Origin of the sequence: Vogesella sp. XCS3 (assembly GCF_020616155.1) — a bacterium.
GTDB lineage: Bacteria > Pseudomonadota > Gammaproteobacteria > Burkholderiales > Chromobacteriaceae > Vogesella.
The window spans coordinates 3,120,394-3,132,973 of the sequence record NZ_CP085530.1 but is presented as its reverse complement, the minus strand read 5'-3'; the positions used below and the strand labels follow the sequence as shown (position 1 = coordinate 3,132,973).

General features: G+C 68.0%; 7 protein-coding genes. 2 read left to right on the top strand and 5 right to left on the bottom strand.

Features of this window, described 5'->3' with window-relative positions:
• Positions 1-55: 55 nt before the first annotated feature.
• Both wrbA and LCH97_RS14890 read left to right on the top strand, forming a co-directional pair.
• The gene (wrbA, locus tag LCH97_RS14895; RefSeq protein ID WP_026107906.1) at positions 56-646 is read left to right on the top strand and encodes an NAD(P)H:quinone oxidoreductase; all 591 of its coding nucleotides are present in this window, start codon (positions 56-58) and stop codon (positions 644-646) included.
• On the top strand, positions 643-1,032 hold the full coding sequence (locus LCH97_RS14890; protein ID WP_227302372.1) for an NUDIX domain-containing protein: 390 nt from the start codon (positions 643-645) through the stop codon (positions 1,030-1,032). Before wrbA ends, LCH97_RS14890 begins: the two co-directional genes overlap by 4 nt.
• Before the next feature lie 31 nt (positions 1,033-1,063).
• Here LCH97_RS14890 and pbpC read toward each other — a convergent pair whose 3' ends face one another.
• From pbpC to LCH97_RS14865, 5 genes are all read right to left on the bottom strand, one after another.
• Positions 1,064-3,253 carry a penicillin-binding protein 1C gene (gene pbpC / locus LCH97_RS14885; protein ID WP_227302371.1) on the bottom strand — a complete coding sequence of 730 codons (2,190 nt, stop codon included), beginning with the start codon at positions 3,251-3,253 and terminating at the stop codon, positions 1,064-1,066.
• Positions 3,243-8,927 (bottom strand): alpha-2-macroglobulin, encoded by a 5,685-nt coding sequence (locus LCH97_RS14880; protein ID WP_227302370.1) that lies wholly within the window; start codon positions 8,925-8,927, stop codon positions 3,243-3,245. Before LCH97_RS14880 ends, pbpC begins: the two co-directional genes overlap by 11 nt.
• Positions 8,928-9,070: 143 nt before the next feature.
• On the bottom strand, positions 9,071-10,750 hold the full coding sequence (locus LCH97_RS14875; RefSeq protein WP_227302369.1) for an MFS transporter: 1,680 nt from the start codon (positions 10,748-10,750) through the stop codon (positions 9,071-9,073).
• A gap of 65 nt (positions 10,751-10,815) precedes the next feature.
• A complete protein-coding gene (gene metW / locus LCH97_RS14870; RefSeq protein WP_017508658.1) occupies positions 10,816-11,415 on the bottom strand; it encodes a methionine biosynthesis protein MetW in 600 nt (199 codons plus the stop codon).
• The gene (locus LCH97_RS14865; protein WP_227302368.1) at positions 11,412-12,554 is read right to left on the bottom strand and encodes a homoserine O-acetyltransferase; all 1,143 of its coding nucleotides are present in this window, start codon (positions 12,552-12,554) and stop codon (positions 11,412-11,414) included. The genes metW and LCH97_RS14865 overlap by 4 nt, the downstream gene beginning before the upstream one ends.
• Positions 12,555-12,580: the final 26 nt, after the last annotated feature.

Sequence of the window (12,580 nt, the reverse complement as noted above, 5' to 3'; positions counted from 1 at the left end):
TCCGCAATGTCAGGTAAAATTTTCAGATCCGCAATGTTAACCGATAGGAATGGCCATGCAGGAAATTCTGGTGCTCTACTACAGCCAGCACGGCGCCACGCGCGAGCTGGCACGCCTGATTGCCCGCGGCATCGATAGCGTGGAAGGCTGCCGCGCCCGCCTGCGCACCGTGCCCAAGGTGTCCACCGTGTGCGAAGCCACCGCCCCGGCGGTACCGGACAGCGGCGCACCCTACGTGGAAGCGCAAGACCTGGCCGAATGCAGCGGCCTGGCGCTGGGCAGCCCTACCCGCTTCGGCAATATGGCCGCCGCCATGAAATACTTTCTGGACGGCACCGCGCCGCAGTGGATGCAGGGCACGCTGGCTGGCAAGCCGGCCTGCGTGTTCACCAGCAGCAGCACCCAGCACGGCGGCCAGGAAAGCACGCTGCTGACCATGATGGTGCCGCTCTTGCACCACGGCATGCTGCTGGTGGGCTTGCCATACAGCGAGCCGGCGCTCAGCCACACCACCACCGGCGGCAGCCCTTACGGCGTGACCCACGTGGCTGGCAGCAACAACGCGCCGATCAGCGAGGATGAAAAGAAGCTGGCCATCGCCCAGGGCAAGCGCCTGGCCGAGATGGCGAAAAGGTTGGCCGCATGAGTACTGCCAGCGCGGTGCTGATCGTACTCACCGACACCGATGGCAACTACTGGCTGCAGCAACGCACGCTAGACGACAGCGACCACCCCGGCTGCTGGGATTTCGCCGCCGGCGGTAGCATCGACCCCGGCGAAACGCCGGACGCTGCAGCGTCGCGCGAGCTCCGGGAGGAACTGGGCATCGCCACGCCGCTGACACGCGGTGCCCTATTGTGGCTGGTAGACGAGTATTGCCAGCTCTACCACGGCCGGCATGATGGGGACTTCACACCGGGGCCTGAGGTCGCCGCCGTATGCGCCATCAGCGCCGCCGAACTGGCCGCCCTGCCTGACGCTAGCCTGCACCCGCAGCTGGCGGCATGGCGGGCGAGACGGACCAACGCTTAACGTAGCGGGATTGCGGGTTCAGCATAGCCGGTCAAGATTTCGGCTTGGCCACCGCACCACGCACCTCGAAACGCACCCGCTCCACCACCTTGCCACGGCCGTCGCGCAGCTCCAGCACGTGGCGGCCCGGCCACGGGAACCACGGCAGGCGCTCGCCGCGCCCCAGCAGGCGGCCATCCAGCCACCACTGCGCCGCCACCACGCCACGTGCCTGCAGCAGCAGGCGCTGATTGGCCGGCGGCACGTCCGGGTCCACCGCGTAGATGCTGCCGCCCAGCGGCGACACGATGCCCGGCGGCTGCGCGCTGCCACGTGGCTGGCCGGTAATCAGCTTGCGCTCGGTGCCAGCCAGAAAATACTCCTGCCGTGCGGCTTCTTCGCCGCCGGCGTAGCGCACGCGACGCTGGCTCACCCCGGCTGGCGGCTTGGGCGGTAACGATGGTCGGCCGCGCTGCAACCAGTCCATCACCCCCTGCCACACCGGCGCCGCCCCGTGCATGCCGGACACATCCCACATCGGTTCGCCGCTGGCGTTGCCCACCCACACCGCCACCGTGTAGTGGCGGCTGTAGCCGATGGCCCAGTTGTCACGCATGTCCTTGCTGGTGCCGGTTTTCACCGCGCTCCAGTAGCGGGTGGACAGCACGCTTTCCAGCCCGAAGGTGCGCGCCCGCGCGCTGCGGTCGGCCAGCATGTCGCTAACGATAAAGCTGGACGCTGCGTCCAGCTGGCGTTGCGGCGTGGCCGACGGCTGCGCCAGCGTCCAGCGCGGCGCGCTGTACAGCCCACCTTGCGCCAGCGTGCGGTAGGCGTTGGCCAGCTCGATCAGCCGCACGTCGGCCGCGCCCAGCGCCAGGCTATAGCCGTAGTAGTCGCCGTCCTGCTGCAGGCTGCGCAAGCCCAGCGCGTACAGGCGGTCGCGCAGCGCGCCGGGGCCGACCATGGTGATGGTGCGTACCGCGGGGATGTTCAGCGAGGCACCCAGCGCGCTGCGCACCGATACCGGGCCCTTGAAGTCACGGGCGTAGTTTTGCGGCGCGTACAGGCCGGCGGCGGTTTGCAGGTCCAGCGGGCTGTCGTCCAGCAGGCTGGCCGCGGTCAGGTAATGCTGCTGCAGCGCCAGCTGGTACAGGAAGGGCTTCAGCGTGGAACCGGCCTGGCGCAAGGCGGTGACGCCATCCACGTTGGCCGCAGCGGACAAGGCGCCGCTGGAGCCCACCCAGGCCAGGATGTCGCCGCTGGCGTTGTCCAGCACCAGCAAGGCGCCGTCCTGCACATTGCGCTGGCGCAGCGCCAGCAGGTGGCGCTGCAGCAGGGCGCTGGCGTAGCGCTGCAAGGCCGCGTCCAGCGTGCTGCGCAGCACGCTGCCGGCCGCCTGCGGCTGCTGTTGCAACAGCTTTTGTGCAAAGTGCGGCGCCAGCTGTGCCTGCGCATCCACCACCGGCAGCCGGCGCGCCAGCGCCTGGCGGGTCTGGATGCTGGCGCGGTCGCAATCGCGCTGCAGCGTGGCGTCCGGCGGCGGCGGGCGGCGCTGCTGGCGCGCGGTGTCCAGCGCCATGTCGCGCAGAATGCCGCAGGCGCGGGCGGCTACGCGCTCGGGCCCGGCGTTGGGGCCGCGCAGCAGGGCCACGATGATGGCCGACTCCTGCCGGTTCAGCCCCTGCGGCCACTTGCCGAACAGCGCACGCGACACCGCCGGCAGCCCCACCAGCTCGCCGCGAAAGCCCACCAGATTGAGGTAGGCCTCCAGTATCTCGTCCTTGCGCCACTGTTTTTCCAGCGCGCTGGCCGACCAGGTCTGGCCCAGCTTCTGCCACAGACTGCGCCCGCCGCTACCGGCTTTCAGGTCGGCGTCCAGCAAACCGGCCAGCTGCATGGTGAGGGTAGACGCACCACGGGTGCGGCTGTGCCAGAGATTGCCCCAGGCCGCCGCCGCCACGCCGGACCAGTCCACGCCGCTGTGCTGGTAAAAGCGGCGGTCTTCCGACAGCAGCAGCGCGTAACGCAGCGGCGCCGAGGTGTCGGCCAGCCGCAGCCAGTCCAGCCGCAGCGCGCGCGGGTCCTGCCGCACACGCTGCAGCGGCGTGCCGTGACGGTCCAGCACAATCACGTCCGACGGCTGCCACGCGGCGCGTACCTCGGCAAAGCCAGGGTTGGCCGCCACAGGCTGGGCAGCGGCCAACCCCGCCAGCCATAGCCAGCGCGCCGCCTTAGCGCGCACCGGCCACCTCGAACGGTGTATTGGCCAGCATGCCGTACACGCCCGGCGCGTACATCGCCTCGACCCGCGTCGGCGGCAGCTGGAAGCGGCCAGGCGTGTTCAGCCGAACCGTGTATTCCACCGTCAGCGCGCCGCGCGGCAGGTAGCGGTAGTAGGCGCGGTAGTTGCCCGGCAGGCGTTCGATAAAATCTGCCCAGCCGTTGCCGCGCTCGCGCGCCTGCGCCACGGCAATGGCCGAGTCGTTGCCCAGCCCGCTGCCCAGAATGCTGGCGCCGGCCGGCACCGGGTCGTCCACCACCACCCAGCCCATGTCGGCCTGGGCGTCAATCTGCAGTGTCACCTTCATCACGTCGCCGGGGCGGTATTCGCCGGACACCTGCTGGCTGACCGGCGTCAGCGTCTTGCTGATGCGGTAGCCGGCGCTACGCTCGCCGCTGAACTTCACTGCGGCCAACGCTTCTACCGTGGCCCACGGCGCGCCGCTGCCCTGGTGCGTCAGCGTAAGCGTGCCCTTGCCGCCCGCAGGCCACGGCAATAGCGGCAAACGCTGCGGGGTATCTGTGGGGCTGAGGCTGGCCTGACGGCCGCCCAGCGTCACGCTGCTGCTGCCGCTAACCGGCACGCTTTCGTACTGGCGCGAGAACTGCGCTACCGCCAGGCTACCCCACAGGTTGGCGGTGGTGCCCTGCCAGTGGCCGCGCTGCTGGCGCGCCAGCAGGCCGGTGAGCAGGCGCGGCACGTCGGCCTGCCAGTCCGGCAGCGTGCTGGCCAGCAGCAGCAGGCGGGCGGCGTTCTGGTTGGCGCTGCCCATCAGCCACCAGGCGTTGTCGTCGGCCTCGCTGCTGAACACCAGCCGCGTGCCCTGGTAGCTGAGGCGGCTGCGCAGCAGCTGGCCGGCCTGCGCCATGGCGGCGGCACGATTGGCCGCCGCCGGCGTGCGCTGCAGCAGCTCCAGCCAGTCGATCAGCATGGCAGTGCTGTAGCGCTGCGTCTGGCCATCCAGCACCTCTAGCATGGCCGGCTGCAGCTTGCCGTGACGCGCCAGCGCCAGCATAGCCGACAGCAGCCGCGCGTCGCGGTGCTGGCTGGCCAGCGGCAGCGGGCGCTGCAAACGGCCTTCCACAAAGGCGGCCAGGCCGGCCAGCATGCGCTGGCGCGGGCCTTCCGGCAGCGCTTGCCCGGCCTGATGGCTTACTTGCAGCAGGTAGGCGGTCAGCACGTCGCTGCCCCACGGCCCGCTACCTTCCGACAGCGGGAAGTACGCGGCCAGACCGTCGCTGTCGAGGTACAGCGGCAGCTCCTTGCCCAGCGCGTCCCACTGCGCGGCATTGGCGGTGCCCAGCGCACGCGACGCGCGTTGCTCCAAGCAGCTGTACGGGTATTGCTCGAACCAGCGTTGCACCCCCGGCAGGCTGCTGCCCAGGCGCGATTGCAGGCTCACACTGACCCCGCCGCGACCCGGCAGCGCGCCGGCCGGCAGGCCCACCGGCAGCGTTTGCGCCGCATCCAGCCGCAGCAGGGTGGCCTGCTCTACCGTCACCGGTACCGCCGGCGCCACCTGCTGGCGGAAAGCCAGCCGGTCGCTACCCTTGCCGGCCACCGCCTGCGCGCTGATCACCCAGTCCAGCGTGTCGATGCCGGCAGGCACCGTGAACGGCCAGCGCAGTTCGCGTGCTTCGCCCGCAGGCAGGCTGATGCGCTGCGGCGGCAGCTTCTGGCTACCGGCGCTGGCGGCCACGTCCAGCGTCAGCGCCTTGTCGCTACCGTTGCGCACGGTGACGGTGGCGGCCAGCTGGTCGCCCTCGCGCACCAGCGCCGGCAGCCCGTTGCTGATCTGCACGTCCTGCACCACGTCCACGTCGGCCTGGCCGGTGCCGAAGAAATGGCTGCCCACGTCGGCCACCGCCACCAGGCGGAAGCGGGTCAGCGCGTCGTTCAGCGGCACGTCAAGGTTGGCCGCACCGTTGGCGTCCAGCACCACCGACGGCCGCCACAGCAGCAGCGTGTCCAGCAGCTCGCGCGTGGGCGCCTGGCCGCCACCGCCGCCCGGCGGCAGCGCCTTGCGGCCGTAGTGGCGCTTGCCGACTACCTCCAGCTGCGCGGTGGCGGTATCCACGCCGTAGCTGCGGCGCTGGTACATCGCCTCCATCAGCTGCCAGCTGTTATTCGGTTGCAGGCGCAGCAGCGCTTCGTCCACCGCGGCAAACGCCACCTCACTACCGGCAGGCGCCGGCTTGCCGTCCGGCATGCGTACCTGGATGCGCACCGGCACCGTTTCGCGGATGCCGTAACGGCTGCGCTGCGGCGTCACCGTTACCTGCAGGCGGCGCGCCTTGTCGCCGACCTCGATCTCGGCCACGCCGTATTTGAACGCCGGCCGCGACAGGTCCACCATGCTGGACGGCGGCGTGTAGTCGCTGCCTTCGAGCCAGTAGGCGTCCCACCACTCCACCGGCGTTTTCCAGCCCCAGGTAAAGAACGAGTACCACGGCACGTCGCGCACGCGGCCGCGCACCGCCAGCACCGACACGTACACGTTCGGCCCCCAGCCCTCGCCCACTTTCAGCTCGACGACCGGCGACTTGCCTTCCAGCTGCAGCACGCGGGTATCGATGATGCCTTCGCGCTCGATGGCCAGCCACACGGTGGCCTTGCGGAACGGCATGCGCACCTGGAAGCGCGCGGTATCGCCGGGGTTGTAGCTGCGCTGCTCCGGCAGCAGGTCGATGCGGTCGTTGTCGGCCACGTCGAACCACACCTCGTCGTGACGGCTGACCCACACCTGCTGCGCCGCGCGCGCGGTATGGCCCTTGTCGTCTTCGACTTCAGCAATCACTTCCAGATTGCCTTCTTCCTTGGGCGACAGCTCGCAGACCAGCAGGCCGCTGGCGTCGGTGGTGCCACTGCACAGCTTGCCCTCGTCGCTGCGCTCGTGCGTGTGCTCCCAGGCGTAAAAACCGCCGACCAGCCGTTTGCGGCTGGACAGGTAATGGTGGCTAGCCAGGCGCAGCGTGACTTTGCGGCCAACTTGCGGCTTGCCCAGCGTGTCCAGCACCACGGTTTTGACACTCAGCGTACGGCCGACCGATACCCAGTCGTCTACCGCCACCCCCACCTGCAGCGCCGCCGGCCACAGTGGCACCATGCGCGACAGGGTCTGCGTTTCGCCGGACGGGTCGCGCAGGCTGGCTTCGGCCAGCAGCCAGTACGGGCGGTCCAGCGCCGGCAGCTTGTCGATGGCCAGCTTGCCATTGCCGTTGCCGTCCAGCTGCAGCGGGGCTTTGTCCAGCACTACCTTGCCGTCCAGCTTGTTGCTGTCGGCTTCGTCTTCGTCGCCATCGCCGGCCTGAGGCGGGTTGAAACTGAAACCGTCGTAGCCGCGCGGCTGCTCGTAGCGTGCTTGCAGCATGGCACTCACTTGCAGCGGCCAGTTGCGCGCCGCGCCGCCGTTGCCCCAGGCCAGATTGACGCTAAGCGGTAGCCGCTCGGCGGCAATGCCGGCGCCGGCCGGGTAGCCGATGCGCCCGCTCATCACCGGCAGGCGGAACGCTTCCACGCGGAAGTTGCCGCTGTACAGCTCGTAGCCGTCCAGCGCCAGCGATGCTGCTTGATGGTCGCCGCTGCTGCGGCTGCCCTTGCGCAGCAGGTAGATGCTGTATTCGCCCAGCTTGGCGGCCTTGGGCAGGGTGAAGCTGGTCTCGGCGTAGCGGCCACGGCGCCATTGCAGCGGCAATACGAATTCGTCGTCGCTGGCGTCGTGCTTGATGCGCACGCTTTGCGGCAGTTCGCCAGCTTTCAGCAGCGCCAGGCCGCGGCTGTTTTGCACCCGCAGCAGGTGCTTCATCGCTACCGTCTCGCCGGCACGCAGCAGGCTGCGGTCCAGAATGCTGTGCGCCACTACCGACGGCTGCTCGCCGCTGCTGGTGGGAAAGGGGAAGCGCCAGCTTTCGATGCCGCGGTTCCAGCCGCTGCGCACGAAGGACACGTCCTCGCTGCCGTCGGCCAGTTTCAGGCGTGCGGTGACAAACAGGCCGTCCAGGCTTTCCGGCCCGTCGCATTGCGCCTCCGGCAGCGGTTTGGCGATGCGCGCCACACCGTCCTTGCCGGTGCGGCCCTGCCACAGCAGCGTTTCGCGGCAGTCGTACACGCTGACCAGCGCGTCGGCTTGCGGTACGGCGCGGTCCAGCGAGGTGACCCACACGGCGGCGTTTTCCGGCGAGCGCTTCAGGTGCACCGCCAGGTTGGTCAGCAGCGCCGCGCTGCGCACGTACATCGGCGCCGCTTTGCCCAGCAAGGCGCGGCCCAGTAGCCGCGATTCGATTTCCACCACGTGCAGGCCCCGTTGCGGCAGCGGAATACCCACCACCTCGAACGGCCAGCGCCCTTTGGCATCCGGCTGCGCCGGCAGCGACAGCTTGTGCGCCTGCGGCAGTTTTTTCAGCAGCGACAGGCGGCGGCTTTCCACCTCCTTGCCCTGGCCTTGCGGTAGCGTGCTTTCGTGGTAGCGCAGTACCTTGCCCAGCCAGCGCATCATGTTGCGGTCGTCGCGCGCCAGCACGCCCTGGCCGGTAAGCGACACGCTGCGCAGCGGCAACCCGGCTTCCACGCCGCGCAGCGTCACCGGCAGGCTGGCGTCGCTACCGGCTTCGATAATGCCGAACGGCGCGGCGGCAAACTTGGCTAGCGGCGGAAAGTCGCCAATGCGCACGGCCAGCGGAAACTTGGCGGCGTTCACCAGCTTGCGGCCAACCTCGTCCACCAGGCCGTCGGGCAGCTGCAGCTGCAGCGTCTGCTGCGGGGTAAACGGCGGCTTGAACTGGATGCTGTCTACCGGCTCGCCGCGCTGGCCGTCCAGCTGCGGCGTACGGGCCTTGGCCTCGCCCTCCCCTTGCAGGCGGATGGCGGCGGCCTGCGCGGCCGGCACCGGCGAGCTGAACACCAGGCTGATGGGTTTGAACGGGATGCAGGCACCACGCGCGTTTTCGCGGGTGCAGCTCAGCGTGGCGCTGAACGGCGGGCGCACGCGGAAATCCAGCCGCTCGACTTCGCCGGGGCGAGGGTTGTGCAGCGACACCTTGCTGTCGGCCGACAGACGTTGGCCGCAGCGCAGCGTCAGCACGCTGGCGGCGTCTTTTTCCAGTTTCAGGTGCTGCAGCAGGCGCTGGCGCTCGGCGGCGGGCAGCGGCAGCAACGGCAGGCGTTCGGCCAGCGCAGAGCTCTGGCAGTATAGGCCGGGCAGGCTGCTGCGGCGGGCGTTCAGGCGCAGCACGAAGGCCTGGTCTTCCTCGATGCGCTCGCCGTCCTGCGGCCAACTCTGCACGATGCTGGGCGCGCCGGTAGCGAACTGGTAGCTGGCCGGCGCCAGCGCCACGCCCTGCGCGTCCTTCAGCCCGCTCTTGAGGCTGAAGCGGCAGCGGGTGTCGGCGTCCGGCACCGTGCGCAGGTCCAGCACCCAGCTCTTGTCGTCCACCCAGTGGCCGCTGCCGTCCAGCCGGCAGTCCCACTGCAGCGGCGCGGCGGCCTGGCTATCGCCCAAGCGCACCATGGCGGTGCTGAAGCTGATGCGCACCTGTTGCGGCGCCTTCACCTCGCCTTGCGGGCTAAAGGTGGCCACGCTGGCGGCGTGGCTGAACAAGGGGGCCAGCAGCAGCGCGCCGGCAAGCAGGGTTTTCATGGTGGAGGCCCGGAAAATACAGACCGCCATTATCCCCGACATTCATACGGCATGCGATGGTTCTATAAGTAAAAGCCGGCTGGCGGGCAAGAAAATGCCGCCCGTAGGCGGCATCAAGCTTTGTTTGCCCGCGACAAAGCCGGCTAATCGTCCAGCGCTACCGGCCCCTTGGGCACGTCCAGCGCCTGCACCCGTGATTTCAGCCGTGCCAGCATCAGCAAGCCCGGCAGCGCCGCAGCGGTGGAGAACAGGAAGAACGCCGGCCAGCCTATGCTTTCGGTCAGCACGCCGGACAGCGGCCCTACCCACACGCGGCCAACGGCAGAGAAGGCGGACAGTAGCGCAAACTGGGTAGCAGTAAATTTCTGGTTGCACAGCGCCATCAGGAAGGCCACAAACGCCGCAGTGCCCATGCCACCGGACAGGTTTTCTACCGCCACGGCAAACAGCAGCAGGTAGTCCACCTGGCTGCTGTCTTTCAGCGCCACAATCAGCCAGTCAAAGGCCGGCAGGGTAAAGCTGCCCCACGCGCCTTTGCCCGACACCGCCACCAGCCAGAAGCCCAGGTTGGACAACAGCTGCAACACGCCGAAGGCCATCAGCGAGCGGTACAGGCCCAGGCGCAGCATCAGCGCGCCGCCGGCCAGCGCGCCGACGATGGTGAGCCAGATGCCGATCACCTTGTTTACCACGCCGATCTCGGCCTGGGCAAAGCCGGCGCCCTTCAGCAGAAAGGTAGTCGTCAGCGCGCCGGCAAAGGCGTCACCCAGCTTGTACAGGATGATCAGCGCCAAAAAGGCACCGGCGGCTTCCATACTGAAATAGTTACCCAGCGAGCGGTTCAGCGTATCGAAGCGCGCCTTCTGCGCCGCCCACCACGCCAGCGGCAGCGTAAAGGCCATACCCAGCAGCAGCGATAGCAGATCTACCCATTTTTTCTGGTTGGGGTTGCCTTTCTTGTCGCCCTTGTCCGCCGCAGGCTTGGCGGCCTCGGCAGTTTTGGCGACCACGGTACTGGCGACAGGCGTGGCAGGCGCAGGGTTGGCCGCAGGGCTGGCCGGTGTCTCGGTCACCGCCGGGTAGAACGGTGCCACCACACGTTCGGCCAGCGGCGCCGCGACGTGGGCGGTGAATTGGTAACCGATGACCACCGCCAGCAGCACGGCAGCAAAGCCTTTCAGGTCGTTGCGCGCGTCGCTAACCGGCGCCACATTGTCCTTGGGTACCGGCGGTACAAACAGCAGCGAGATCACCGCAGCGGCCAACATGATGGCGGCCATCACCTGATAGACAGTGCCCCAGCTCCAGCCGTTGCCGTTGAGCGGGTCGGCCCACACCATGGCGATACCGCCGGACAGCACCATGGCCAGCCGGTAGCCGAACACCCCCAGCGACGACGCCAGGCCGCGCTCGGCCGGCTGCACCACGTCGGTACGGTAGGCGTCGATCACCACGTCTTGCGAGGCGGACAGAAAGGACAGCAGCACCGCCAGCAAGGCAAAGCCCTGCACGTCGCTGGCCGGCTGCATGCCGGACATGGCCATCAGCACGGCGGCCAAGCCCAGCTGAGTGAGCACCAGCCAGCCGCGACGGCGCCCCAGCCACGGCGGCTCGAAGCGGTCCATCAGCGGCGCCCACAGGAACTTGAAGGTATACGGCAAGCCCACCAGACTCAGAAAGCCGATGGTGGCCACGTCGATACCATCCAGCGTCAGCCACGCCTGCATGGCGGTACCGGACAGTGCCAGTGGCAAGCCGCTGGCAAAGCCCAGCACCCAGATCATCAGCATGCGCCACGCGCCTTGCTGCCGAATATCGCGCATACGCGCCTCCCGTTTTTGTTGTTATCGATAAAAAATGGCGCCGAAGCGCCATCACTACTGCGACCTTAGCCGCGTGTCACGCGGTAAAACGCCAGACTGCCGCGCAGATTGGGCAGGAAGGTCACCCGGCGGCCGCCGGTCATCACCACCCGTTCCACCACGCGCAGACCGTTCTTGGCGCACAGCTCGTCAAAGTCGCCGAGCATACACCAGTGGATGTTGGGGGTGTTGTACCACTGGTAAGGCATATCGTCGGACACCGGCATGCGGCCCTTGAGGATCTGCCAGCGGTTTTCCCAGTAACCGAAGTTGGGGAAGGTAACGATGGCTTCGCGGCCAACGCGCAGCATCTCCAGCAAAATCTGCTCGGTGTTGTGCATGGCCTGGATGGTTTGCGACAGCACCACGTGGTCGAAGCGCTGGTCGGCAAACTCGGCCAGGCCGGCTTCCAGGTCGCCCTGGATGGCGTTGACGTTGGCCGCCACGCAGCGCACCACATTGTTCACATCAAAGTCCACGCCGTAGGCGGACACCTGCTTGTGGGCCTGCAGCCAGGCCAGCAGGTCGCCCTCGCCGCAACCCAGGTCGAGTACGCGGCTGCCGGGGCTGACCCAGTCGGCAATCATTTGCAAGTCGGGGCGCAGGGCGGAAACGGGCTGGCTCATGCGGCAACCTCCACGGCAACGCGCTGCAGGTAGGCACGCATCAGGTTCATATACGGTTCGTCAGTCATCAGGAAGGCATCGTGGCCGTGTACCGACTCGATTTCGGCGTAGGCCACGCGCTTGCCGGCGGCGATCAGCGCCTTCACCGTCTCGCGCGAGCGTTCCGGCGAGAAGCGCCAGTCGCTGGTAAAGCTGGCCACCAGGAAGTTGGCCGTGGCGCGCTGCAAGGCGGCCACCAGGTCGCCGCCATAATCCTTGGCCGGGTCGAAGTAGTCCAGCGCCTTGGTCATCAGCAGGTAGGTATTGGCGTCGAAGTAGTCGGAGAACTTGTCGCCCTGGTAGCGCAGGTAGCTCTCGATCTCGAATTCGACGTCGTAGCCGAACTTGTACTCGCCGGAACGCAGCATGCGGCCGAATTTCTCGCCCATGCCGTCGTCGGACAAATAGGTAATGTGGCCCAGCATGCGCGCCAGGCGCAGGCCGCGGCGCGGGATGGTGCCCTGGGCGTAGAAGTCGCCGCCGCAGAAATCGGGGTCGGTGATGATGGCCTGGCGGGCTACATCGTTAAAAGCGATGTTCTGCGCCGACAGCTTGGGTGCCGAGGCAATCACCAGCGCGTTCGCCACGCGCTCGGGGTAGTTGATGCTCCACTGCAGCGCCTGCATGCCGCCCAGGCTGCCGCCGATCACCGCCGCCCAGCGCTCTACGCCCAGGCGGTCGGCCAGGCGGGCCTGCGCCGCGACCCAGTCTGGCACTGTCACCACCGGAAAGCGCGAGCCCCACGGTTGGCCGCTGGCCGGGTCGATACTGGATGGGCCGGTACTGCCGTGACAACCACCCAGGTTGTTTAGCCCGACGACAAAAAAACGGTTGGTATCGATGGGCTTGCCGGGGCCGATCATATTGTCCCACCAGCCGGCGGTTTTATCGTCCTCGCTATAGCGGCCGGCCACATGGTGGTGGCCGGACAGCGCGTGGCAGATCAGGATGGCGTTGCTGCGCGCCGCGTTCAGCTCGCCATAGGTTTCAAACACCAGCTCGTAGCTGGGCAACACCGTACCGCCGGCGAGCGGCAGCGGTGTCTCGAACAGCGCGCGCTGCGCGCTGACAATACCGACAGAGGATGCATTACTGGACATGGTTGTCTCTTTGATAGTCGGCCAGG